At 73.8% G+C, this 24232-nt stretch carries 20 protein-coding genes and 1 pseudogene; 18 read left to right on the top strand and 3 right to left on the bottom strand.

Annotated elements, in window-relative coordinates:
* Nucleotides 1-155: helix-turn-helix domain-containing protein (locus CPE01_RS03505; protein WP_146805241.1), on the bottom strand; the 155-nt coding region annotated here is incomplete at its 3' end.
* Between the two features lie 92 nt (nucleotides 156-247).
* Nucleotides 248-688: a hypothetical protein gene (locus tag CPE01_RS03500; protein WP_146805240.1), complete on the bottom strand. Its 441-nt coding sequence runs from the start codon at nucleotides 686-688 to the stop codon at nucleotides 248-250.
* Between the two features lie 284 nt (nucleotides 689-972).
* Here CPE01_RS03500 and efp point away from each other — a divergent pair, with 284 nt between their 5' ends.
* Both efp and nusB read left to right on the top strand, forming a co-directional pair.
* Complete coding sequence (gene efp, locus CPE01_RS03495; RefSeq protein ID WP_146805239.1) at nucleotides 973-1536, top strand: elongation factor P; 564 nt, start codon at nucleotides 973-975, stop codon at nucleotides 1534-1536.
* A 1-nt stretch (nucleotide 1537) separates the two neighbouring features.
* Nucleotides 1538-1954, top strand: a complete 417-nt coding sequence (gene nusB / locus CPE01_RS03490; protein WP_146805238.1) for a transcription antitermination factor NusB — start codon at nucleotides 1538-1540, stop codon at nucleotides 1952-1954.
* 102 nt (nucleotides 1955-2056) lie between these two features.
* Here the strand turns inward: nusB and CPE01_RS03485 are convergent, their stop codons facing one another.
* The gene (locus CPE01_RS03485) at nucleotides 2057-4309 is read right to left on the bottom strand and encodes a putative bifunctional diguanylate cyclase/phosphodiesterase (protein WP_246783700.1); all 2253 of its coding nucleotides are present in this window, start codon (nucleotides 4307-4309) and stop codon (nucleotides 2057-2059) included.
* A 189-nt stretch (nucleotides 4310-4498) separates the two neighbouring features.
* Between CPE01_RS03485 and CPE01_RS03480 the strand changes: the two genes are divergently transcribed.
* The 16 genes and pseudogenes from CPE01_RS03480 to CPE01_RS03405 all read left to right on the top strand — a co-directional run bounded on the left by CPE01_RS03480 (nucleotide 4499) and on the right by CPE01_RS03405 (nucleotide 24188).
* Nucleotides 4499-6274 (top strand): S8 family serine peptidase, encoded by a 1776-nt coding sequence (locus CPE01_RS03480; RefSeq protein WP_146805236.1) that lies wholly within the window; start codon nucleotides 4499-4501, stop codon nucleotides 6272-6274.
* Nucleotides 6275-6409: 135 nt separating this feature from the next.
* The gene (locus tag CPE01_RS03475; protein ID WP_186811390.1) at nucleotides 6410-8173 is read left to right on the top strand and encodes a S8 family serine peptidase; all 1764 of its coding nucleotides are present in this window, start codon (nucleotides 6410-6412) and stop codon (nucleotides 8171-8173) included.
* Nucleotides 8170-9006, top strand: coding sequence for a putative protein N(5)-glutamine methyltransferase (locus tag CPE01_RS03470; protein WP_146805234.1), 837 nt, complete (start codon nucleotides 8170-8172; stop codon nucleotides 9004-9006). The genes CPE01_RS03475 and CPE01_RS03470 overlap by 4 nt, the downstream gene beginning before the upstream one ends.
* Nucleotides 9007-9116: 110 nt before the next feature.
* A complete protein-coding gene (gene pyrR, locus CPE01_RS03465) occupies nucleotides 9117-9719 on the top strand; it encodes a bifunctional pyr operon transcriptional regulator/uracil phosphoribosyltransferase PyrR (RefSeq protein WP_146805233.1) in 603 nt (200 codons plus the stop codon).
* A complete protein-coding gene (locus CPE01_RS03460) occupies nucleotides 9716-10705 on the top strand; it encodes an aspartate carbamoyltransferase catalytic subunit (protein ID WP_146805232.1) in 990 nt (329 codons plus the stop codon). The genes pyrR and CPE01_RS03460 overlap by 4 nt, the downstream gene beginning before the upstream one ends.
* A complete protein-coding gene (locus tag CPE01_RS03455) occupies nucleotides 10702-12012 on the top strand; it encodes a dihydroorotase (RefSeq protein ID WP_146805231.1) in 1311 nt (436 codons plus the stop codon). The genes CPE01_RS03460 and CPE01_RS03455 overlap by 4 nt, the downstream gene beginning before the upstream one ends.
* Nucleotides 12009-12554: a PH-like domain-containing protein gene (locus CPE01_RS03450; protein WP_146805230.1), complete on the top strand. Its 546-nt coding sequence runs from the start codon at nucleotides 12009-12011 to the stop codon at nucleotides 12552-12554. Before CPE01_RS03455 ends, CPE01_RS03450 begins: the two co-directional genes overlap by 4 nt.
* On the top strand, nucleotides 12551-13726 hold the full coding sequence (gene carA / locus CPE01_RS03445; RefSeq protein ID WP_146805229.1) for a glutamine-hydrolyzing carbamoyl-phosphate synthase small subunit: 1176 nt from the start codon (nucleotides 12551-12553) through the stop codon (nucleotides 13724-13726). Before CPE01_RS03450 ends, carA begins: the two co-directional genes overlap by 4 nt.
* Nucleotides 13726-17055: a carbamoyl-phosphate synthase large subunit gene (gene carB / locus CPE01_RS03440; protein WP_146805228.1), complete on the top strand. Its 3330-nt coding sequence runs from the start codon at nucleotides 13726-13728 to the stop codon at nucleotides 17053-17055. The genes carA and carB overlap by 1 nt, the downstream gene beginning before the upstream one ends.
* Entirely contained in the window at nucleotides 17052-17918 is an 867-nt protein-coding gene (gene pyrF / locus CPE01_RS03435) for an orotidine-5'-phosphate decarboxylase (RefSeq protein WP_146805227.1), read from the top strand. The genes carB and pyrF overlap by 4 nt, the downstream gene beginning before the upstream one ends.
* 265 nt (nucleotides 17919-18183) lie before the next feature.
* Nucleotides 18184-18495, top strand: coding sequence for an integration host factor, actinobacterial type (gene mihF / locus CPE01_RS03430; protein WP_146805226.1), 312 nt, complete (start codon nucleotides 18184-18186; stop codon nucleotides 18493-18495).
* Nucleotides 18496-18602: 107 nt separating this feature from the next.
* Nucleotides 18603-19172 carry a guanylate kinase gene (gene gmk / locus CPE01_RS03425; protein ID WP_146805225.1) on the top strand — a complete coding sequence of 190 codons (570 nt, stop codon included), beginning with the start codon at nucleotides 18603-18605 and terminating at the stop codon, nucleotides 19170-19172.
* Between the two features lie 62 nt (nucleotides 19173-19234).
* Entirely contained in the window at nucleotides 19235-19498 is a 264-nt protein-coding gene (rpoZ, locus tag CPE01_RS03420) for a DNA-directed RNA polymerase subunit omega (protein ID WP_048342194.1), read from the top strand.
* Between the two features lie 25 nt (nucleotides 19499-19523).
* A pseudogene (gene coaBC, locus CPE01_RS03415) lies at nucleotides 19524-20777 on the top strand (bifunctional phosphopantothenoylcysteine decarboxylase/phosphopantothenate--cysteine ligase CoaBC); the annotation flags it as partial.
* A 38-nt stretch (nucleotides 20778-20815) separates the two neighbouring features.
* Nucleotides 20816-22018 (top strand): methionine adenosyltransferase, encoded by a 1203-nt coding sequence (gene metK / locus CPE01_RS03410; RefSeq protein ID WP_146805223.1) that lies wholly within the window; start codon nucleotides 20816-20818, stop codon nucleotides 22016-22018.
* 94 nt (nucleotides 22019-22112) lie between these two features.
* Entirely contained in the window at nucleotides 22113-24188 is a 2076-nt protein-coding gene (locus tag CPE01_RS03405; protein ID WP_146805222.1) for a primosomal protein N' family DNA-binding protein, read from the top strand.
* The last annotated feature ends 44 nt before the right edge of the window (nucleotides 24189-24232 follow it).

Below are 24232 nucleotides of genomic sequence, written 5' to 3'. Positions count from 1 at the left end.
GCGCCCTCGAGGGTGAAGCGGCGCCACCAGCGCCACGCCGTGGTCCGCGAGACGCCCATCTCGGCGGCGACGTGCGCGACGGGGCGCCCGGCTGCGATGCGACGGACCAGGACCAGCCTGCCGGCAGGGGTCAGCCGGGCGTTAGCGTGAGACACGAGAGACCTCCGTGGTCAGAGTCGGTTCCTAGACAGCTCCAACTCGACCCGGAGGTCTCTCGCTACGTCAACAACGGTCTTGGCCAGTACAGCTAGAACGCGGCCAGGGCCGCGAGACCGCACCCTGCGGCCCAGATCAGCGACGCGAGCGTGCCGATCACGAACCGCTCCGAGGCTCCGGGGTTCTCCTTCAGCTCGGGGTAGCGGCCGAGGCCTTTCACCGCGACGACGATCGCGACCCCCGCCGGCTGGCCGGTCAGCACGCACGCCGTGACGGCGAGCCGCTCGAGGAACCCGATCCACGACCCGCCGCGCAGCGCCGCCCTCGCGGCGGGACCGTCAGGTCCAGCCGGGTCGGCCGCGCCGGGAGCAGCCGGGGCGGGGGAGGCCGCGGGACCCGTGGCCGGGGTGGGGGCCGCGGTGGGGCCGCCCGAGGGGGTCCGCGACGCGAGGCGCAGGACCGCCGAGACGACCCACCACCCGCCGACGACGGACACGACGAGGGCGGCCAGCACCGCGAGCACCTGCAGCATGCGCCTACCTCACCACAGGCCACCCGCATCGGTGGGCGGTTCGGCCGGTTCGCGCATGTCGCGAGCACGCCGGGCGCGGTCCACGACGCCCCGCGACGGCGCAGGTCCGGCACGTGCGACGGTGGCGCAGGGTGCGGGGCGGTACGATGGTCGGCGGCCCGCGGCCGGACGCGATCTGTGCGGGTCAGCCCGCTGACCGCTCGCCCAGCGGCTCGTCATGAGCTGCGGCGTGAGGGCGAGGCGTCCCGGCCGCCTCGATCCACCTCGACAGGAAGCGACGAATCGTGGCGACCACCAACGACCTCAAGAACGGCACCGTGCTGCGCATCGACGGCCAGCTCTGGACCGTCGTCGAGTTCCAGCACGTCAAGCCGGGCAAGGGCGGCGCGTTCGTGCGCACCAAGCTGAAGAACGTGCTGAGCGGCAAGGTCGTCGACAAGACCTTCAACGCCGGCATCAAGGTCGAGACGGCGAACGTCGACAAGCGCGAGATGCAGTACCTGTACAAGGACGGCGACGACTTCGTGTTCATGGACACGGACACGTACGACCAGCTGCACGTGCCGGCGGCGACCGTGGGCGACGCGGCCAACTTCCTCCTCGAGAACCAGAGCGCGCTCGTCGCGACGAACGAGGGCGCGCCGCTGTACGTCGAGCTCCCGCCCTCGGTGACGCTCCTGGTCACGTACACCGAGCCGGGCCTGCAGGGGGACCGTTCCAGCGCCGGCACCAAGCCGGCGACGCTCGAGACCGGCTACGAGATCCAGGTGCCGCTGTTCCTCGAGTCGAACACCAAGGTCAAGGTCGACACGCGTGACGGCTCCTACCTGGGTCGCGTGAACGACTGACGTGGGAGCCCGGTCCAAGGCCCGCAAGCGGGCAGTCGACGTCCTCTTCGAGGCCGACCAGCGCGGGATCGCGCCGGTGACGCTGCTCGCGCAGCGCATCGCCGAGCCCGGCACGGAGTCGGCGCTGCCGCAGTACGCGGTCGAGATCGTCGAGGGTGTCGTGGCGAGGTCGGCGCGGATCGACGAGGTGCTCGCGTCCCACTCGCACGGCTGGACGATCGAGCGCATGCCCGCGGTCGACCGCGCCGTGCTGCGCGTCGGGACGTGGGAGATCCTGTTCAACGACGACGTGCCGGACGCGGTCGCGGTCGACGAGGCCGTGGACCTGGTCAAGGCGCTGTCGACCGACGAGTCGCCCTCGTTCGTCAACGGCCTGCTGGGCCGCGTCGTCGAGCTGAAGCCGATGCTGCTCGCCTGAGCCGCTGCGCCACCGCGCCGGACGACGCGACGGGCCCGTGCCGAGATCCTCGGTGCGGGCCCGCGGCGTCGGGGCACGCGGTCCGACGACACGCGCGCTGGCTCATGCGTGCTGCGGGAGCCGGTCCGTGTCGTCCTCGATGCGCGGCGAGGGCACGACGCGCAGCGCGCGCGTGTCCTCCCAGCCGGCAGACCCTGGCCGCGGCCCGCGGACCGGCACCGTCGGCACGGCCCGCCCCAGGAAGTTGCCCTGCACACGGCGCACGCCGAGCCCGACGAGCGCGTCGAGGTCGGCGGCCCGCTCCACGCCCTCGGCGACGACGTCGAGCCCGTGGGCGTAGCCCAGCTCGAGGATCGCGCGCACGACCGACGACCCGCGCTCCGTGCCGACCTCGCGGACGAACGACCGGTCGATCTTGAGGACGTCCACGGGCAGGCGCGCGAGCCGCGCGAGCGAGGAGTAGCCGGTCCCGAAGTCGTCCACCGCGATGCGCGCGCCACGGGCCCGCAGCTCGGACAGCACCGGGATCGCGGCGGTCGTCTGCACCAGCGCGCTCTCGGTGATCTCGAGCGTCAGGTGCTCCCAGTACGCGCCGCCCCACGCGGTCTCGAGCTGCTCGAGCGCGTCCGGCTCGGACAGGTGCCGGGCGGCGAGGTTCACCGAGACGGGCATCTGGAACCGGTCGAGCGCGCGTCGTGCCTGCTGCAGGATCGACAGGCCGATCGGGACGATCAGGCCGGTCTCCTCGGCGAGGTCGATCCAGTCGGCGGGCAGCAGCAGACGGCCGTGGTGATCCCACCGCGCGAGCGCCTCGACCTGCAGCACCTCGAGCGTGCGCGCGTCGACGATCGGCTGGAAGTGCGCCGTGAACAGGCCGTCGGCGACCGCCGCCTCGAGCGCGGACCGCTGCATGCGGTCGGCCTCGACGGCCCGGCGCAGGGCGCGGTCGAACACGCGGAAGCCGGAGCGTGAGCGCTTCGCCTCGAGCATCGCGGTGTCGGCGTGGCGGACGAGTGCCTCGACGTCGACGACGTCGCCGGGCTGCCACGTCGCGATGCCGACGGACAGACGCGACGGCTTGCTCCCCGACGAGCGGTCGACGAACCCCTCGCGCAGGCTGCGCGCGATCGAGACGAGGTCGGAGTCGTTCGGCGCGCGGGAGATCACCACCACGAACTCGTCGCCACCCAGCCGCCCGACGAACGTCTCCTCGTCGGCCACCGCGCCGCGCAGGTACTGCGCGACGCGGCACAGCATGTCGTCGCCGCCCGCGTGCCCGTGCACGTCGTTGTAACGCTTGAACCCGTCGAGGTCGCAGTAGACGAGCGAGACGCGCGTGCGCTCGACGTTGGCGCGCTCGAGGACCTCGTGCAGGTGCTGCTGCACCGCGCGCCGGTTCGGCAGGCCTGTCAGAGCGTCCGCGTAGGCCGTGCGGTTGAGCTGGCGGGTCAGGGTGTAGCGCTCGGCGGCGGTCGAGACGATCTGGGCGAGGTCGACGAGGAACGTGCGTTCGTGCGCGTCGTGCGGCGAGGACCCGAACAGCTCGCACACGTAGCGGCCGTGCGCGATCGGGCGCAGCGTCCCCTCGATGGCGGGGTCGGCAAGCACCGCGCGCGCCTCGTCGCGCGCCTGGAGCAGGAGGGCGTCCGCGTCGCGCACGAACCAGGCGGCGTTGGAGACGCGCGCGATCGCGTCCCGCATGCGGTGCTGGCGGCTCGCGGCGTTCTGCGCCTGGCGCACGCGCACGAGCGCGAGGGCGGCGAGGCCGAACGCGATCGGGACCGACCACAGCGCCGCGAGCAGCGCGCTGATGTCCCGGTCGGGCATGAAGCCGCTCGCGACGAGCATGCACACGGACTCGAAGCCCGCGGCGACGAGCAGCATGCCCCACGCGGTCACGGAGTGCCGACCGAGCGTCACCACGACGTACGCGAGCGCGACGAGCGTCGCGGCCGCGAGCGTTCCGCCGACGAGGTCCGCCTCCACCTCGTGGGGTCCGAGGACGGGAGGCAACCAGGCGAGCACGTTCGCGACGAGGGGCAGGGCCATCGCGACGGCCCACCAGCGCACGCGGGGTCCGTGCGCGAACGCGCGCGTCGTCGGCAGGGCGAGCAGCAGGAAGCCGGCGACGAACAGCGCGTGCACGAGGCCCAGCACGTCGGGGGCCGCGCCGGACGCCAGGACGCCGGCGACGCCGCCCACGAGGAGCATCATCCCGATGTCCGCGGACCATGCCAGCGCCCACACCGCACCGACGGGGCGACGGTCGGTCCGCCACCAGAGCCACTGCAGCACGCACAGACCACCGACGAGGCCTGCAGCGACGAGCTGGATCACGCAGACCCACAGAGGCACCGTGCCGAGCATCCTTGCTGCATCGGCGCACCCGGCCCGTGACCTGAACGGGCATTCGGGTGATCGGGCGCACGAGTGGGCGAAAAACCCGTCTCGCCCGCTGGCGGAGGGTGTCCGATCTGCCCCTCGGGCAATAGCATCCGGACGGCGCCCGGAACAGCGGGGGCTGACGACGACGTGGGAGAACAGATGCCGAGCTGGACGATGACACGGCGTGCGATCGCCGCCATGGCGTGCACGGGGCTGGTCGCGACGGTCACCGTCGCCGCCGTGACGCCGGCGAGCGCTGCGGACACCGGGCTGGGAGAGCCGCAGAGCTCCGCGAGCCTCACCAAGCCGACCACGCGCACGGCACCGGCGGCCAAGGGCGACTCGCTCGTCGCGGGCGTCGTCTACCGGGTGTCGGGCCTCGCCTCGATCTCGAGCGGGACGGCCGCGAGCCAGGCTGCGAGCTCGGTGCGCGCGACCCTCGCCGCGACCGGCGTCAAGCTCGCGGAGGGTGCGCACGCGGTCGACGGTGGCGCGAGCTGGTCCGTGGACTTCGCCGAGCCGATCTCGGCCAAGGCCGCGGCCTCGAAGCTCGCCGCCGTGGAGGCGCTGCCGGGCGTCACCGACGTCGAGGCCAACCACATCGCGACCGCGGACGCGAACGCGCCCGTCAACCCGAGCGACCCGTACCTGCGGGAGAACTACCAGTGGAACATCTGGGACTACCGCGACGGCACCGTGGAAGGCCTGACGTTCCCGAAGGGCGGCTTCTCGAGCCACGCGCTGTCGCTGTGGCCCGCCACGAAGGGCAAGTCGTCGGTCGTCGTGGCGGTGCTCGACACCGGCCAGACGACGCACGCGCAGCTCACGAAGGCGACCGTGGCGGGTTACGACTTCATCTCGAGCAAGGCGTCGGCACGCGACGGCAGCGGGCGCGACTCGAACCCGAAGGACCAGGGCGACTGGCACACCGACGAGTACGGCGAGCGTGTCGACAGCTCGTGGCACGGGACGCACGTCGCCGGCATCATCGCGGCTGCGCACGACGGCAAGGAGGGCATCGGGAACGCCCCGGGCGTGCGCGTCCAGCACGTCCGCGTCCTCGGGCGTGACGGCGGCACCTCGGCCGACATCGCCGCGGCGATCACGTGGGCGTCGGGCGGCACCGTGAGCGGCACGTCGAAGAACAAGACGCCCGCGAAGGTCATCAATCTCTCGCTCGGCGGCCGGCACAAGTGCGAGTCGTTCACGCAGAGCGCGATCGACAACGCGCGCAAGCGCGGTGCCGTGGTCGTCGTCTCGGCGGGCAACTCGAACCAGAGCGCGCTGAACTTCTCGCCCGCGAGCTGCAACAACGTCATCACGGTGGCGGCCACCGACGTCTTCGGTGAGCGCGCGTCCTACTCGAACTACGGCTCGGCCGTGGAGCTCGCCGCGCCCGGTGGCGACGCCAACGGGTACGTCGCCTCGACGTGGAACTCGGGCCGGACGACCCCGGGCTCGGCGACGTGGGGCTCGATGGCGGGCACGAGCCAGGCGGCGCCCGCGGTCTCGGCCGCGGCCGGGCTGCTCGCATCGCTCGGTCTGAGCCGCAGCCAGATCGAGAAGGGCATCGTCAAGGCGGTCTCGACGTTCCCGAAGTACCCGTCGACCCCGACGTGGAGCTGCCGCAGCAAGTGCGGCTCGGGCTACCTCGACCTGCAGAAGGTGCTCGCGCCGAAGAGCCGCGTCACGATCTCCGGCACGGCCAAGGTCGGCAGCACGCTGACGGCGAAGTCGTCGTTCACCGGCAAGATCACCAGCCGCACGTACACGTGGTACCGCAGCGGGAGCGTCATCAGCGGCGCCACGAGCTCGACCTACCGGCTCAAGTCCGCGGACAAGGGCAAGACCATCAAGGTCAAGGTCACGCCGAAGGGCTCCGGCTCGTACCTCGGCATCACGAGCACGTCGGCGTCGACGAGCAAGGTCGGCTGACCAGCCGGACGACGCAGGAGCGCGCAGCGCGCTGACACGGGTATGGCCGTCCTCCGGGGCGGCCATACCCGTGTCGGTCGGTTATGGTCCCGGGGCGGGAAGACGATCCCTGACCCCGACGACGGGACCTGGAGCATGACGACGAACGCCGACACCCGACCGCGCTCCGCGGCGCACCCCTGGCGCGCAGCGGTCGCACTCGGTTCCGGGGCGGCGCTGGTGGCCGGCGTGGTCCTCGGCGGCGGGGTGGCCCTCGCGACCCCCGCGCTGGCGGGCGACCTGGGTGTCTACGACCCGCCCGAGACGACCGCGCCCGAGACCCGCGCCGAGCCGCTCGCGGCCGGTGTCGTCTACCAGGTGCGCGAGGGAGAGGCCGTGGCCCCGAGCACGGCGGCAGCGGTCGTGAGCGAGGCCGCCGACGTGCCGATCGGCACGCTCGCCGCCCCGGCGGGCGACGGCACGGTTGCGGTCGACTTCACCACCCCGGTCCCGGCCTCGACCGCTCGTGCCGCGGCGCAGGCGCTGGCGGCCGTCCCCACGGTCGCGTGGGCCGAGCCCAACTACCTCGCCGAGAGCGCGGCCGCGCCGCCCGTCACGCCGCGCGACGAGTACTTCCGCGAGTACCAGTGGCACCTCTGGGACTACCGCACAGGGTCGGTACGTGGCGTGGCGCTCCCCGCGGGCGGGTACTCGTCCAAGGCGCTGTCGCTGTGGCCTCGCACGCGCGGCAACGGCACGGTCGTCGCGGTGCTGGACACCGGCATCACGCCGCACCCCGACCTCGACGGCAGGCTGGTCGCCGGGTACGACATGATCTCCAGCCGGGCCGCGGCACGCGACGGCGACGGCCGGGACAGCGACCCGACGGACGAGGGTGACCTGGGCTCCGGCACGACGAGCTCGTGGCACGGCACGCACGTCGCCGGGATCATCGGCGCCGCGACCGACCGCACCGGCATGACGGGCGTCGCCCCGACCGCGCGCATCCAGCCGGTCCGCGTGCTGGGCTCGGGCGGAGGCACGTTCGCGGACATCGCCGCGGGCGTCACGTGGGCGTCGGGAGGCACGGTCTCGGGGACGACGAGGAACCGCACGCCCGCGCGTGTGCTCAACCTGTCGATCCAGACCGAGATCGACCTCGCGTGCCCCGAGGTGCTCCAGCAGGCCGTCGACGGTGCGCGCCGGCGCGGCGCGGTGGTGATCGCGGCCGCCGGCAACGCGGCCAAGAGCGCGCTGAAGTCCGTGCCCGCCAACTGCGACGGCGTCATCACGGTCGCCGCGGTCGACCGCGACGGCCGTCGCACGTCGTACACGAACACCGGCCGTGCGGTCGACATCGCGGCGCCCGGTGGCTCGGGCGCCGACGGGACCGTCTCGAGCTACGTGTGGTCGACGTGGAACGCCGGCACGCGGTCGCCGGGTGAGCCCACCTGGGTCGGCATGTACGGGACGAGCCAGGCCGCGCCGTCGGTCGCCGGGGCCGCCGCGCTGCTCGCCGGGATGGGCCTGCAGGGCCAGGCTCTCGAGAAGGCGCTGCTCTCGTCGGTGTCGCAGTTCCCCGCGTACGCCTCGGGCCGGTGCTCGACCAGGATGTGCGGTGCGGGAGTGCTCGACCTCAGGAAGGTCCTGGTGCCGCTCGGCGCGGCGAAGATCGCCGGCACGGGCGCCGTCGGGCAGACCCTGACCGCGTCGGTGCCTGCGGGCTTCACCGGCAAGGTCACCGGGCACCGGTACCGCTGGTTCCGCGACGGCACGGCGATCACGGGCGCGACGGGTCGCACGTACCGCGTCGTCGCCGCGGACCGCGGCGCGCGCCTCACGGCGACGGTGACGCCGCGCAGCACGGGGTCGTTCTACGCCCGCTCGACGTCGTCGGGCGGGGTCCTGGTCGCCCGGTGACGGGCCTCCCGCCGGACGCGGGGCTGGTCGCGCGGCTGCGCGCCGCGGGCTGCGTGTTCGCGGAGGACGAGGCGGCGCTGCTGCTCGGGCAGGACGTCGACGCCGACGCGCTCGAGGCGCTGGTCGTGCGACGCTGCGCCGGCGAGCCCCTCGAGACCGTGCTCGGCTGGGCGCAGTTCGCCGGACTCCGCGTGCACGTCGCGCCCGGCGTGTTCGTCCCGCGCACCCGCACCGAGCTGCTCGTCGACCTCGTCGACGCGCTCCTGGACGGCGGCGGCGGGTCCGCCGGGGCCGACGGAGCCACGGTGGCCGACGACGCGCAGCGGCCGGTCGTCGTCGACCTGTGCTGCGGTACGGGCGCCGTGGGGGCGGCCGTGGCGGCCCGCCACCCGTCGGCGGTCGTGCACGCGACGGACGTCGACCCGGCCGCGGTCGCGTGCGCGCGCCGGAACCTGCCGCCGGACCGCGTGCACGCCGGTGACCTGTTCGCGGCGCTGCCCGGTGCGCTGCGGGGGCGCGTGGACGTGCTCGTCGCGAACGCCCCGTACGTCCCGACCGACGCGATCGCGACCATGCCGCCCGAGGCGCGCGAGCACGAGGCACGCGTCGCGCTGGACGGCGGTGCGGACGGCCTGGCCGTGCACCGCCGGATCGTGGCGCACGTGCGGCCCTGGCTCGCGGCCGGGGGAGCGGTCGTCATCGAGGCCGGGCTGCGGCAGGCGCCCACGACCGCGCGCCTGCTCGAGGCCCACGGCTTCGTCGCGACGGTGCACCGCGACGACGCGCGTGACGGCACCGCGGTTGTCGGACGCCTCCCGCGCGGTGCGGCGTGAGCCACGTCGCACCCCGGCCCGCGGGGTGTGCGGCACGCCGCGGGGTAGGGTGAGCAGGACCGCTGACCTTCCTTTAACTCCCGTCCCGTGAGGCGGGGAAGGAGTCGCACATGAGCACTGCCCTGCCCTCCGACGCCGCCGACCACGCGCAGGCGTCCCCGCCCGGCCCCGACGCCACCGTCGTCCTCGGAGAGGCCGAGATCGCCCGGGCGCTGACCCGCATCGCGCACGAGGTGCTCGAGCGCAACAAGGGCGCGCAGGACCTCGTCCTCCTCGGCATCCCGTCACGCGGCGTGCCGCTGGCCGCGCGCCTCGCCGCGCGCATCGCCGAGGTCGAGCCCGGCCTGGACGCCGCGCAGCTCGCCGGCAGCCTCGACGTCACGATGTACCGCGACGACCTGCGCCAGCACCCGACGCGCACGATCGGCACGACGCAGCTGCCCGTCGACGTCGACGGCAAGGTCGTCGTCCTCGTCGACGACGTGCTGTTCTCGGGCCGGACGATCCGCGCGGCGCTCGACGCGATCTCCGACCTCGGCCGCCCGCGCGCGGTCCAGCTCGCCGCGCTCGTCGACCGCGGCCACCGCGAGCTGCCGATCCGCGCCGACTTCGTCGGCAAGAACCTGCCCACGTCGCAGCACGAGCGCGTGCGCGTGCTCGTGAGCGAGCTCGACGGCCGCGACGCGGTCCTCATCGAGGGAGCCCACGCATGAAGCACCTGCTCTCGGCGTCGGACCTCACCCGCGACGAGGCCGTGCACATCTTGGACACGGCGGGCCAGATGGCCGCGACCCAGGCCCGGGAGATCAAGAAGCTCCCGACGCTGCGCGGACGCACGGTCGTCAACCTGTTCTTCGAGGACTCGACGCGCACGCGGATCAGCTTCGAGACCGCCGCGAAGCGCCTCTCGGCGGACGTCATCAACTTCTCGGCCAAGGGCTCGAGCGTCTCCAAGGGCGAGTCGCTCAAGGACACGGCGCTCACGCTGCAGGCCATGGGTGCGGACGCGGTCGTGATCCGGCACCAGGCGAGCGGCGCACCGCACACGCTGGCGTCGTCCGGGTGGACGCACGGGGCGGTCGTCAACGCGGGCGACGGCACGCACCAGCACCCCACGCAGGCGCTGCTCGACGCGTACACGCTGCGTCGCCACCTCGTCGGCGACCGCGGACGCGCCGACGTGAGCGGCCGCGACCTGCACGGCCTGCACGTGGCGGTCGTCGGCGACGTGCTGCACAGCCGCGTCGCGCGGTCCAACGTGCAGCTGCTGCACACGCTCGGTGCGCGCGTCACGCTCGTCGCCCCGCCCACGCTCGTCCCGGTCGGCGTCGAGGCGTGGCCCTGCGAGGTGAGCTACCGGCTCGACGACGTGATCGTCGACGGCAAGCCCGACGCGATCATGATGCTGCGCGTGCAGCGCGAGCGGATGTCGAGCGCCGGCGGAGGGTTCTTCCCCAGCCCCCTCGAGTATTCGCGCGGCTACGGCCTCGACGCACGCCGTCTCGAGGCGCTGCCCGAGCACGCGATCGTCCTGCACCCCGGACCCATGAACCGCGGGCTCGAGATCTCGGCCGACGCCGCCGACAGTGACCGGGCCGTCATCGTCGAGCAGGTCGCCAACGGCGTCGCGGTGCGCATGGCGGTGCTGTACCTGCTGCTCGCGGGCGAGCAGTCGACCACGAACAGGAGTGCCGAGTGACCACCTACCTGCTGCGCGACGTCTCCCCGCTGGGCGAGGCGCGCACGGACCTCCTGCTCGCGGACGGGGTGGTCGCCGCGATCGGCACCGGCCTCGAGGCGCCGGCCGACGCCGTCGAGATCGACGGTGCGGGCCTGGTCGCGCTGCCGGGCCTCGTCGACCTGCACACGCACCTGCGCGAGCCGGGCCGCGAGGACGCCGAGACGATCGCGACCGGCACGCGCGCCGCGGCGCTCGGGGGCTTCACGGCGGTGCACGCGATGGCGAACACCACGCCGACGCAGGACACCGCGGGCGTCGTCGAGCAGGTCTGGCACCTGGGCCGCCGAGCCGGCTGGGTCGACGTGTTCCCCGTCGGCGCGGTCACGGTCGGGCTCGAGGGCGAGCGTCTCGCCGAGCTCGGGGCGATGGCTGAGTCAGCCGCCCGCGTGCGGGTGTTCTCCGACGACGGCAAGTGCGTGCACGACCCGGTCGTCATGCGCCGTGCGCTCGAGTACGTCAAGGCGTTCGACGGCGTGGTCGCGCAGCACGCCCAGGAGCCGCGCCTGACCGAGGGCTCGCAGATGCACGAGGGCGTAGTGTCGGCCGAGCTCGGGCTCGCGGGCTGGCCCGCGGTCGCCGAGGAGGCGATCGTCGCGCGCGACGTGCTGCTCGCCGAGCACGTGGGCTCGCGCCTGCACGTGTGCCACCTGTCGACCGCCGGGTCGGTCGAGATCGTGCGGTGGGCCAAGTCGCGCGGGATCGACGTGACGGCGGAGGTCACGCCGCACCACCTGATCCTCACCGACGAGCTCGCGCGCGGCTACGACCCGCTGTTCAAGGTGAACCCGCCGCTGCGGACGCAGCGCGACGTCGAGGCGGTGCGCGAGGGTCTCGCGGACGGCACGATCGACATCGTGGCCACCGACCACGCGCCGCATCCTCGTGAGGACAAGGACTGCGAGTGGGCCGCCGCAGCGTTCGGCATGACCGGCCTCGAGACGGCGCTCTCGGTGGTCCAGGAGACGATGGTCGAGACGGGCCGCATGACCTGGGCGGACGTCGCGCGCGTGCTGTCGAGCGCGCCCGCGCGGATCGGCCGCGTCGACGGGCAGCACGGACGGCCGATCGCGGTGGGGGAGCCCGCGAACCTCACGCTCGTCGACCCCGCCGCGCGTCGGGTGGTGCGCCCGCAGGGGCAGGCGACCAAGTCCGAGAACTCGCCGTTCGGCGGGCGTGAGCTTCCGGGGCGCGTCGTCGCGACGTTCCTGCGCGGGCGCGCGACGGTGCTGGACGGTGCCCCGGTCGACGAGGAGGTCCAGCGGTGACCACGCGCCAGCTCGTCACGACGCTCGTCCTGCTCGCGCTCCTGCTGCTGTCCTGGTGGGGGATGCGCGTCGGCTGGGAGCACCGACGACGACGGACCGAGGACGCCGCGCCGGCCCTGCCCGCCGTGCCCGACGACCCCGGTCCGGTCATCAGCGGCCCGTTCGAGGCGGTCTACGTCTCGTCGACCCGCGCGGGCGACTGGCTCGACCGCGTCGTCGCGCACGACCTGGGCGTCCGCAGCCCTGCCGAGGTGAGCGTGCACGCGAGCGGCCTCGTCGTGCGCCGCACCGGTCCGCGGGACCTGTTCGTCCCGGCCGCGTCGTTGCGCGGCGCGACCACGGCACCCGGCATCGCCGGGAAGGTCGTCGGTCGCGACGGCATCGTCGTGGTCACGTGGCTGCCACCCGGCGACGACGAGCGCGGCCTGGACACCGGCCTGCACCCCCGCCGAGCGGCCGACCGTGACGCGCTCGTCGCCGCGGTCGCCGCCCTGATCCCCGACACCCCCGCCGCGCAGCGCGGCACACAGGAGAAGCCATGACGAACCACACCGCCCCCGCGCGGCTCGTCCTCGAGGACGGGCGCAGCTTCGCCGGGCACGCGTACGGCGCGACCGGCACGACGCTGGGCGAGATCGTCTTCAACACCGGCATGACCGGCTACCAGGAGACGCTGACCGACCCGAGCTACCACCGGCAGATCGTCGTCATGACGGCGCCGCACATCGGCAACACGGGCGTGAACGACGAGGACCCCGAGTCGGGCCGCATCTGGGTCGCCGGCTACGTCGTGCGCGACCCCGCGCGCCTGCCGTCGAACTGGCGCTCGCGCCGGTCGCTCGACGACGAGCTCGCGGCGCAGGGGATCGTCGGGATCTCCGGCATCGACACCCGTGCCCTGACCCGGCACCTGCGCGAGCGCGGCGTCATGCGCGCCGGGGTCTTCTCGGGTGACGCGCTGGGCGACAAGACCGACTCGGAGCTCCTGGAGGAGGTCCTGAAGGCGCCTGCGATGGTCGGTGCCGACCTCGCGGGCGAGGTCACGACGAGCGAGCCCTACGTGGTCGAGGCGCTCGACGAGGACGGCTCGCCGCTCGCGGAGCCGCGTGCGGTCGTCGCCGCGGTCGACCTCGGCATCAAGGCCATGACGCCGCAGCGCATGGCCGAGCGGGGCATCCGGGTGCACGTGCTCCCGTCGACCTCGACGATCGAGGACGTGCTCGCGACGAGCCCCGACGGCGTGTTCTTCTCCAACGGTCCGGGCGACCCGGGCGCCGCGACGCACGAGATCGAGCTGCTGCGCGACGTGCTGGACCGCAAGATCCCGTTCTTCGGCATCTGCTACGGCAACCAGCTGCTCGGCCGCGCGCTGGGCTTCGGCACGTACAAGCTCGGCTACGGCCACCGCGGAGTGAACCAGCCGGTCGTCGACCGGCGTACCGGCAAGGTCGAGATCACGGCGCACAACCACGGGTTCGCGGTGGACGCCCCGCTCGAGGGTGAATCCGTCGCGCCGCACGACGACGGTCGCTACGGCCGCGTCGTGGTGTCGCACGTCGACCTCAACGACGACGTCGTCGAGGGCCTCGAGGCGCTCGACCTGCCCGCGTTCAGCGTGCAGTACCACCCCGAGGCCGCCGCGGGTCCGCACGACGCGGCCTACCTGTTCGACCGCTTCCTCGACCTGATGAACGACACGAAGGGCGCACGCTGATGCCTCGCCGCACCGACATCTCCAGCGTCCTGGTCATCGGGTCCGGCCCGATCGTCATCGGCCAGGCGTGCGAGTTCGACTACTCCGGCACGCAGGCCTGCCGCGTGCTCAAGGAGGAGGGCCTGCGGGTCATCCTCGTGAACTCCAACCCGGCGACGATCATGACCGACCCGGAGTTCGCCGACGCGACCTACGTCGAGCCGATCACCACCGAGGTCCTCACCTCGATCATCGCCAAGGAGCGCCCCGACGCGATCCTGCCGACGCTGGGCGGCCAGACCGCGCTCAACGCGGCGATCGCGCTCGACGAGGCCGGCGTCCTCGAGAAGTACGACGTCGAGCTCATCGGCGCGAACATCCCCGCGATCCAGAAGGGCGAGGACCGCGAGCAGTTCAAGCAGGTCGTCGACGTGTGCGGCGGCGAGTCCGCGCGCTCCGCGATCGTGCACTCGATGGACGACGCGCTCGCCGCGGTCGTGGACCTCGGCTACCCGGTCGTCGTGCGTCCGTCGTTCACGATGGGCGGCCTCGGCTCGGGCATCGCGTACGACGAGGAGGACCTGCGCCGGATCGTCGGGCAGGGCCTGCACTACTCGCCGACCACCGAGGTGCTCCTCGAGGAGTCGATCCTCGGCTGGAAGGAGTACGAGCTCGAGCTCATGCGCGACAAGCACGACAACGTCGTGGTCGTCTGCTCGATCGAGAACGTGGACCCGGTCGGCGTGCACACGGGTGACTCGGTCACGGTCGCGCCGGCCCTGACGCTGACCGACCGCGAGTACCAGAAGCTGCGCGACATCGGCATCGCGGTCATCCGCGAGGTCGGCGTCGACACGGGCGGCTGCAACATCCAGTTCGCGGTCGAGCCCACCACGGGCCGCGTCGTCGTGATCGAGATGAACCCGCGCGTGTCGCGCTCGTCGGCGCTCGCGTCCAAGGCCACCGGCTTCCCGATCGCGAAGATCGCCGCGAAGCTCGCGGTGGGCTACACGCTCGACGAGATCCCGAACGACATCACGGGCTCGACGCCCGCGAGCTTCGAGCCGACGCTCGACTACGTCGTCGTGAAGGTCCCGCGCTTCGCGTTCGAGAAGTTCCCCGCCGCCGACCCCACGCTCACGACGACCATGAAGTCGGTCGGCGAGGCGATGGCGCTCGGGCGCAACTTCACCGAGGCGCTGGGCAAGGCCATGCGCTCGATCGACAAGAAGGGATCGGTGTTCCACTGGGCGGGCGAGCCCGCGACCGGTGACGCGCTCGACGCGCTGGTCGAGTCGATCGCGCGGCCCACCGAGGGCAGGCTCATCGACGTGCAGCAGGTGCTGCGCGCCGGTGTGAGCATCGAGACGGTCTACGAGCGCACCGGCATCGACCCGTGGTTCCTCGACCAGGTCGTGCTGGTCAACGAGGTCGCCGAGGAGACCCGCACCGCCGACGCGCTCACGCGCGACGTCCTGGAGCGCGCCAAGCGGCACGGCCTGTCGGACGCGCAGATCGCGCAGCTGCGCGGCACGACCGAGGACGCGGTGCGCTCCGCGCGCCATGCGGTGGGCCTGCGTCCGGTGTTCAAGACGGTCGACACCTGCGCCGCCGAGTTCGCCGCCCGCACGCCGTACCACTACTCGTCGTACGACGAGGAGACCGAGGTCACCCCGCGCGAGCGGCCCGCGATCCTCATCCTGGGCTCGGGCCCGAACCGCATCGGCCAGGGCATCGAGTTCGACTACTCGTGCGTGCACGCCGCACTGACCCTCAAGGGCGAGTACGAGACCGTCATGGTCAACTGCAACCCCGAGACGGTCTCGACCGACTACGACACCTCCGACCGCCTGTACTTCGAGCCGCTGACGTTCGAGGACGTGCTCGAGGTCTACGCGGCCGAGCTGGCCGCGGGGCCCGTCGCGGGCCTCATCGTCACGCTCGGCGGCCAGACGCCGCTCTCGCTCGCGCAGCGCCTGCAGGACGCGGGTCTGCCCATCCTCGGCACGTCGCCCGCGGCGATCGACGCCGCGGAGGACCGCGGCGAGTTCGGCAAGGTGCTCGAGGCGGCGGGTCTGCCCGCGCCCGCCTTCGGCACGGCGACGACGCTCCAGGGCGCCAAGGACACGGCCCGGCGCATCGGGTTCCCGGTGCTCGTGCGGCCGTCGTACGTCCTGGGTGGCCGCGGCATGGAGATCGTGTACGACGAGCCCCAGCTCACCGAGTACGTCGAGCGCGCGCTCGAGAACGCCGCGGACGGGGGGCGCGCCGGCACGCTGTCGCCGCTGCTGATCGACCGCTTCCTCGACGACGCGATCGAGATCGACGTCGACGCGCTGTTCGACGGCGAGGAGCTGTTCCTCGGCGGCGTGATGGAGCACATCGAGGAGGCCGGGATCCACTCGGGCGACTCGGCCTGCGTGCTCCCGCCCGTCACGCTGTCGCTCGCCGAGCTCGAGCGCATCCGCCTGTCGACCGAGGCGATCGCGCGCGGCGTGGGCGTGCGCGGCCTGCTGAACATCCAGTTCGCGCTGGTCAGCGACGTGCTCTACGTGCTCGAGGCGAACCCGCGCGCGTCGCGCACGGTGCCGTTCGTGTCCAAGGCGACGGGCGTCTCGCTGGCCAAGGCCGCGGCGCACGTCATGACCGGCAAGACGATCGCGCAGCTGCGGGCCGCGGGCCTGCTGCCGGCGGCGGACGCCTCCGTGCTCGACCTCGAGGCGCCGATCGCCGTCAAGGAGGCGGTGCTGCCGTTCAAGCGGTTCCGGACGGGCGACGGCCACGTGGTCGACACGGTGCTGGGTCCGGAGATGCGCTCCACGGGCGAGGTCATGGGCTTCGACACGGACTTCCCGACGGCCTTCGCCAAGTCGCAGGACGCGGCGTTCGGCGGTCTGCCGACGGGCGGCAAGGCGTTCATCTCGGTCGCGGACCGTGACAAGCGCTCGATCGTGTTCCCGGTCAAGCGGCTGACCGAACTCGGCTTCGAGGTCCTCGCAACCGAGGGCACGGCGACGGTCCTGCGCCGCAACGGCATCCGGTCGACCGTGGTGCGCAAGCACTCGGCGGGCCGCGGGCCGGCGGGGGAGCCGACGATCGTCGACCTCATCGTCGCGGGCGAGGTCGACATGGTCGTGAACACGCCCTCGGGCCAGGGCGCCCGCGCCGACGGCTACGAGATCCGCGCGGCCACGGTCGCCGCCGACAAGGCGCTCGTCACGACCGTGCAGCAGCTCGGTGCTGCCGTGCAGGCCGTCGAGGCCGCCACGGCCGGTCCGTACGCGGTCACGAGCCTGCAGGAGCACGCGACGCAGACCGAGTCCCGGCGCGAGGCGGCGGCGGCCCGATGACCACCGCACCGTTCGGCGCGCGGCTCGCCGCGGCGATGTCCGCGTACGGGCCGCTGTGCGTGGGCATCGACCCGCACGCGAGCCTCCTGCAGGCCTGGGGCCTGCCCGACGACGCCGAGGGCCTGCGCCGGTTCTCGCTCACGGTGATGGAGGCCGTCACGGGCCATGTGGCCGCGGTCAAGCCGCAGGCGGCGTTCTTCGAGCGCCACGGCTCGCGCGGGCTGGCCGTGCTCGAGGAGGTCGTCGCGGCCGGACGCGAGACGGGCACGCTCGTCGTCGTCGACGCCAAGCGCGGCGACATCGGCTCGACGATGGGCGCGTACGCCGAGGCGTTCCTGCGCGACGGCTCGCCTCTCGCGGGCGATGCGCTCACCGTCTCGCCGTACCTCGGGTTCGGCTCGCTGACACCCGCGGTCGACCTGGCGCTCGCGTCGGGGCGCGGCCTGTTCGTGCTGTGCCTCACGTCCAACCCCGAAGGCCACGAGGTGCAGCACGCGCGCACCGCGACGGCCGAGGACACGGCCGGCGGACCGTCGGTCGCGGCCGTGATGGCCGCGCACGCGGCGGCGCTCAACGCCGACGCCACGCCCATGGGCTCGATCGGGCTCGTCGTGGGCGCGACGGTCGGCGACGCGGCCGCGCGCACGGGGACCGACCTGGCGGCGGTCAACGGCCCGCTGCTCGCGCCGGGCGTGGGCGCGCAGGGTGCCGGGGCGACCGAGCTGACCGCGGTGTTCGGCAGCGCGCGGTCCCAGGTGCTCGCCTCGTCGTCGCGCGGCGTGCTGCGCGCCGGGCCGGACGTCGCGGCGCTGCGCGCGGCGGCGCTCGAGGCGTCCCAGGAGGCCGCGAGCGCGTTGCGCTGACCGCTCGCAGGGTGGCTCACGCGCGCGGCGCCGCAGGGCGCGCGTGGGCCGCTCCGGCGCGCCCAGGCGCGCGCGCCGCCGGGGTTCCCGGTGCGTCTACGGGTCGTTCGTTGCCCGGGGATCTCGTCGTCTGTGCAGGTCGGGGGTCCGCGGGTCGGGCGTGTTCGCATTGCCGGACTTCTGGGTGGTCGCTAGGTTCACAGATGCGGCCCGCAAGTCTGCGGGGTGACGGTCAGGTCTAGCTCTTGATGAGAAGGTGACGCGCGTGGCACTCCCTCCGCTGACTCCCGAACAGCGCGCTGCAGCGCTGCAGAAGGCCGCCGCTGCTCGGCAGGCCCGTGCCGAGGTCAAGAACCGCCTCAAGTACTCGCAGGGCAGCCTCTCGGAGGTCATCGCCCAGGGTCAGAAGGACGAGACGATCGGCAAGCTGAAGGTCGTCTCGCTGCTCGAGTCGCTCCCGGGCGTGGGCAAGGTCAAGGCCCGGGCGATCATGTCGGACATCGGCATCTCCGAGACGCGGCGCGTCCGTGGCCTCGGCCCGCACCAGGTCGACGAGCTCGTCAAGCGCTTCGGCTGACGCGCCTGCGCTGAGGTAGGGTCGCGCTGCGCCGCCGCTGGTGACCCGGCACCTGCCGGTGCCAGGGGGCGCAGTGCGACCCGACGAACGAGGAGCTTTCGGCCGCCATGACGACGACGCCTGCGCGGCTGACCGTGCTCGCCGGCCCGACCGCGGTGGGCAAGGGGACCGTGTCCGCGGACGTCCGTGCGCGGTACCCCGAGGTCTGGCTCTCGGTGTCCGCGACGACGCGGGACCCGCGGCCGGGCGAGGTCGACGGCGTGCACTACCACTTCGTCGGGCCGGACGAGTTCGACCGCATGGCACGCGAGGGCGAGCTGCTCGAGTGGGCCGTCGTGCACGGCCGCAACCGCTACGGCACGCCTCGGCGTCCCGTCGAGGAGCGCCTCGCCGCCGGTGTGCCGACGCTGCTCGAGATCGACCTGCAGGGCGCACGGCAGGTCCGCGAGTCGATGCCGGACGCACGGTTCGTCTTCCTCGCCCCGCCGTCGTTCGACGAGCTGGTGCGCCGGCTGGTCGGCCGCGGGACCGAGGGGGCCGAGGAGCGTGAGCGCCGTCTGGAGACCGCTCGCGTCGAGCTCGCGGCGGCCGACGAGTTCGACCACGTGATCGTCAACGACGACGTGACGCGCGCCACGGACGAGCTCGTGCAGGTCATGGGCGTCGTCCCCGCCTGACGCGCGGGTAGACTGTCGGCCAGTACGTCCTGTCACCCCACACCAAGTCTCGGGAGACCTCCGTGTCCGGAACCGTCGCCGCCCCCACGGGCATCACCGACCCGCCGATCGACCAGCTCCTCGAGCGCGCCGACTCGAAGTACGCCCTCGTGCTCTACTCGGCCAAGCGCGCGCGCCAGATCAACGCCTACTACTCGCAGCTCAACGAGGGCCTGCTCGAGTACGTCGGCCCGCTGGTCGAGACGCGTCCGCAGGAGAAGCCGCTGTCCATCGCGATGCGCGAGATCGACCGTGGCCTGCTGACCGTCGAGGCCACCGAGGCCTGAGCTCGCTGCCGCCCGCGAGAGGAGCACGCGCATGCGCATCGTGCTGGGTGTCGCGGGCGGCATCGCCGCCTACAAGGCGGTGCTGCTGCTGCGTGTCCTGCGTGAGGCGGGGCACGAGGTGCGTGTCGTGCCGACGCGCGCCGCACTCGAGTTCGTCGGCCGGCCCACATGGGAGGCCCTGTCGGGCCAGCGCGTGACGACCGACGTGTTCGAGGACGTCGACCAGGTCGCGCACGTCGCGATCGGTCAGCGGGCCGACCTGGTGGTCGTCGCTCCGGCCACGGCCGACCTCCTCGCACGCGCCGCGACCGGCCGCGCCGACGACCTGCTCACCGCGACGCTGCTGGTGACGCGCGCCCCTGTGCTTCTCGCGCCGGCGATGCACACCGAGATGTGGGAGCACCCGGCGACCGTCGCGAACGTCGCGACGCTGCGCGCGCGCGGCATCCACGTGCTCGACCCGGCATCCGGCCGCCTCACGGGCGCCGACACCGGCCCCGGGCGTCTGCCCGAGCCGGAGGAGATCGCCGCCGCCGCGCTCGCCCTCGTCACGGGCACGTCGGGCCCTCGCGGGGCCGCCACGACCGCCCCCGAGGGCGGCGCAGACGTCCCGCTCGACCTCGCCGGATGGCGGGTCGTGGTGTCGGCGGGTGGCACGCGCGAGCCGATCGACCCGGTGCGCTTCCTGGGCAACCGCTCGTCGGGCCGGCAGGGCGTGGCGCTCGCCGCGGCTGCCGCACGACGAGGTGCGCAGGTCACGCTCGTCGCCGCGAACCTCGCCGTCCCTGCGCCGCAGGGCGTCGACGTGGTCGCCGTCGGGACCGCGGCCGAGCTCCGCGAGGCGGTGCGCGCGGCAGCCAAGGACGCCGACGCGGTGGTCATGGCCGCCGCCGTCGCCGACTTCCGGCCGGTGAGCCCCGCCGACGCCAAGATCAAGAAGCGCGCCGGGAGCTCGGCACCCACGATCGAGCTCGTCGAGACGGTCGACGTCCTGGCCGAGCTCGCGCAGGACCGCCTGCGTCCGGGCCAGGTGGTGGTCGGCTTCGCCGCCGAGACCGGCGACGCGCAGGGCACGGTGCTCGAGCACGGGCGCACGAAGGCGCTGCGCAAGGGCGCGGACCTGCTCGTCGTGAACGCCGTGGGCGACGGTCTGGGGTTCGGGACCACCGAGAACGACGTGACGATCCTCGACGCGTCCGGCGAGCCCGTCGCGACGGCCCGGGGGACCAAGGACGAGGTCGCGCACGCCGTCTGGGACGCGGTCCGCTCGCTGGGCTGAGGACGGGACGGCACCCGCGCGCGACTACGCTTGCCCCCATGACTGATCCTGCGATGCGCCTGTTCACGTCGGAGTCGGTGACGGAGGGCCATCCGGACAAGATCTGCGACCAGATCTCCGACTCGATCCTCGACGCGATCCTCGAGCAGGACCCGGACGCGCGCGTCGCGGTCGAGACCATGGTGACCACGGGCCTCGTGCACGTCGCGGGCGAGGTCTCGACGGAGGCGTACGTCGAGATCCCGCAGATCATCCGCCAGGTCGTGCAGGAGATCGGCTACACGTCGTCGCACATCGGCTTCGACGGCGAGTCGTGCGGCGTGTCGGTGTCGATCGGGCAGCAGTCCCCGGACATCGCGATGGGCGTCGACAAGTCGCTCGAGCTCCGCGAGGACGCGCAGGACCACGACGAGCTCGACGGCCAGGGCGCGGGCGACCAGGGCCTGATGTTCGGCTACGCGTCCGACGAGACGCCGGTCCTCATGCCGCTGCCGATCTGGCTCGCGCACCGGCTCGCCGAGCGCCTCGCGCTCGTGCGCAAGGAGGGGATCGTCCCGGGCCTGCGCCCCGACGGCAAGACGCAGGTCACGATCGGCTACGACGGCGACCGGCCCGCGCGGCTCGACGCGCTCGTCCTCTCGACGCAGCACGAGCCCGACGTGCACCTCGAGACGCAGCTGCGGCCCGCGATCCTGCAGCACGTGATCGAGCCCGTGCTCGCGCAGGTGGACCTCGACACGTCCTCGTACGACCTGTTCGTGAACCCGACCGGCCAGTTCGTCGTCGGCGGCCCGCAGGGCGACGCCGGCCTGACCGGTCGCAAGATCATCGTCGACACGTACGGCGGCTTCGCGCGGCACGGCGGTGGCGCGTTCTCCGGCAAGGACCCGTCGAAGGTCGACCGCTCGGCGGCGTACGCCATGCGCTGGGTCGCCAAGAACGTCGTCGCGGCGGGTCTCGCGCGCCGGTGCGAGGTGCAGGTCGCGTACGCGATCGGCAAGGCGCACCCCGTCGGTCTCTACGTCGAGACGTTCGGCACCGGCGCGGTCGACGACGCGCGTCTGACGGACGCGATCCGCGAGGTGTTCGACCTGCGCCCGGCCGCGATCATCCGCACGCTCGGGCTGCAGCGGCCGATCTACCGCCAGACCGCGGCGTACGGGCACTTCGGCCGTGAGCTGCCGGACTTCACGTGGGAGCGCACGGACCGGGTCGACGAGCTGCGCGCCGCGGTCGGCTGACCACGACCGCCGGCGGACGCCGGACGGACGACGACGTGCAGGACGACCTGGCGCGGGATGCCCCCGCGTGGGTCAGCGATGGTGAGATGAGCCCGTGGAGACGACGCCCGAGCAGCTGACGCTCGAGGGCGTGCCCGCCCCGCGCGCGCGCCGACGTCCGCGTGCCGCGGGCGAGGTCGCCGCCGAGCTGCCGGTCGCGCGCGTGTGCATCGACCTGCCGCCCGCGCACCTGGACCGCCCGTTCGAGTACGCGGTCCCGGCCGCTTTGTCCGAGGACGCGCAGCCGGGCACGCGCGTGAAGGTGCGGTTCGGCGGGCAGGACGTCGACGGCTACCTGCTCGAGCGTGCCGACGAGGCCGAGCACGAGGGCGTGCTCGTACCCCTGCGGCGCGTGGTGTCGCCGGAGCGCGTGCTGCACCCGGCCACGGCGCGGCTCGCCCGTGCGGTCGCCGACCGTTGGGCCGGGACGCTCGCGGACGTGCTGCGCCTCGCGATCCCGCCGCGGCACGCGCGCGTCGAGGCGGAGGCGGCGCCCGGTGAGCCGACCCGCGTCGCGCCGCCGTCGCCGTCGGCGACGGCGTGGGCGGACTACCGCGGCGGGCCGGCGTTCGTGCAGCACGTGACGGGCGGCGGAGCGCCGCGGGCCGTGTGGACCGCGCTGCCGGGCGAGCCCGGGACTCGATGGCCGGACGCGATCGCGCAGGCGGTGGCGGCTGCGCTGCTCGGCGGTCGGGGCGCGCTCGTCGTCGTGCCGGACGCGCGCGACGTGGACCGCGTGCTGGCGGCACTCGAGGAGGCGGGCGTCCCACGGTGGGCGCCCGGCCTGCTGGGCGGAGCGGTGCGGCTCACGGCCGACGACGGGCCGAGCCCGCGCTACCGGGCGTTCCTGGCCGCCTCGCGCGGCCACGCCGACGTGGTCGTCGGCACGCGTGCGGCCGCGTTCGCGCCCGTGCACGACCTCGGTCTCGTCGTGTGCTGGGACGACGGCGACTCGCTGCACGCCGAGCCGCGTGCGCCGTACCCGCACGTGCGGGAGGTGCTCGCGCTGCGCTCGGAGATCGAGGGCGCGGCCCTGCTGGTCGGCGGGTACGGCCGTACGGTCGAGGCGCAGGCGCTCGTCGCCGCCGGCTGGGCGCACGACGTGAGCGCGGACCGGGCACGGGTGCGTGCACGCGCCCCTCGCGTGCAGGCGCTGACATCCACGGAGCTCGCGCGCGAGGGGGCGGCCGCCGCGGCGCGTCTGCCCACCCCGGCCTGGCGCACGATCCGCGACCGGCTCGCCGACGGACCCGTGCTCGTGCAGGTCCCGCGCGCGGGTTACCTGCCCGCGGTGGCGTGCGGGCGCTGCCGCGCGGCGGCGCGCTGCTCGGCGTGCCACGGGCCCCTCGCCCTGCACACCGCGCAGGGTGTGCCGACGTGCGGGTGGTGCGGACGCATGGCGACCGACTGGCGGTGCGACGAGTGCGGCGGTGCGGCGCTGCGTTCGGTCCGCGTCGGGTCGGAGCGCACCGCGGAGGAGCTCGGACGCGCCTTCCCCGGTGTCCCGGTGGTCGTCTCGGGCGCGCGGTCGGCGACGGGCGTCGTCGCGAGCGTCAAGGACCGGCCCGCTCTGGTGGTCTCGACCCCGGGCGCCGAGCCCGTCGCACCCGCGGGGTACACCGCGGCCGTGCTGCTCGACGCCGCTGTCGCCACCGCGGGGTCGTCGCTCGGGGTGCTCACGGACGCCGTGCGCCGCTGGCTCGCCGCGGCGGCGCTCGTGCGGTCGGCGGACGACGGGGGCACGGTGCTGCTCGTCGGCGACGCCGAGCAGCGCGCGTCGCAGGCGCTCGTGCGGTGGGACCCGGTGTGGCTCGCGGTGCGCGAGCTCGACGAGCGTGCGGCGCTCGGCCTGCCGCCTGCGTTCCGGATGGCCTCGGTCACGGGGACCCGTGAGGCGGTCGCGGCGGTCGTGCGGCGCGTGACAGTGCCCGGGCTCGACGTCCTGGGCCCCGTGCCCGTGGAAGGGGCCGAGCGCGACGCGTTCGAGCCGGACGTCCGCACGCTGCTGCGGGTGCCGCGATCGAGCGGCGCGGCGCTGGCGGCCGCGGTGGCCGCCTCGGCGGCGGTGCGTTCGGCGAGGCGCGAGGGCGGCGTCGCGCGCATCCAGCTCGACCCGGGCGAGCTGCTGTGACCCGCGGCGTCACGGGGAGCACGGGGCGGCCCCGCGGGGTTCGG

Source organism: Cellulomonas persica (assembly GCF_007989825.1).
Taxonomy (GTDB): Bacteria; Actinomycetota; Actinomycetes; order Actinomycetales; family Cellulomonadaceae; genus Cellulomonas; species Cellulomonas persica.
This window is presented reverse-complemented; position numbering and strand designations above follow the sequence as displayed.

Bases quoted from the DNA above. Each gene is read 5' to 3' on its own strand.
- CPE01_RS03500 (WP_146805240.1), bottom strand. From the start codon at position 688: ATGCTGCAGGTGCTCGCGGTGCTGGCCGCCCTCGTCGTGTCCGTCGTC.
- CPE01_RS03480 (WP_146805236.1), top strand. From the start codon at position 4,499: ATGCCGAGCTGGACGATGACACGGCGTGCGATCGCCGCCATGGCGTGC.
- CPE01_RS03475 (WP_186811390.1), top strand. From the start codon at position 6,410: ATGACGACGAACGCCGACACCCGACCGCGCTCCGCGGCGCACCCCTGG.
- pyrR (WP_146805233.1), top strand. From the start codon at position 9,117: ATGAGCACTGCCCTGCCCTCCGACGCCGCCGACCACGCGCAGGCGTCC.
- CPE01_RS03460 (WP_146805232.1), top strand. From the start codon at position 9,716: ATGAAGCACCTGCTCTCGGCGTCGGACCTCACCCGCGACGAGGCCGTG.
- carA (WP_146805229.1), top strand. From the start codon at position 12,551: ATGACGAACCACACCGCCCCCGCGCGGCTCGTCCTCGAGGACGGGCGC.
- carB (WP_146805228.1), top strand. From the start codon at position 13,726: ATGCCTCGCCGCACCGACATCTCCAGCGTCCTGGTCATCGGGTCCGGC.
- pyrF (WP_146805227.1), top strand. From the start codon at position 17,052: ATGACCACCGCACCGTTCGGCGCGCGGCTCGCCGCGGCGATGTCCGCG.
- gmk (WP_146805225.1), top strand. From the start codon at position 18,603: ATGACGACGACGCCTGCGCGGCTGACCGTGCTCGCCGGCCCGACCGCG.
- metK (WP_146805223.1), top strand. From the start codon at position 20,816: ATGACTGATCCTGCGATGCGCCTGTTCACGTCGGAGTCGGTGACGGAG.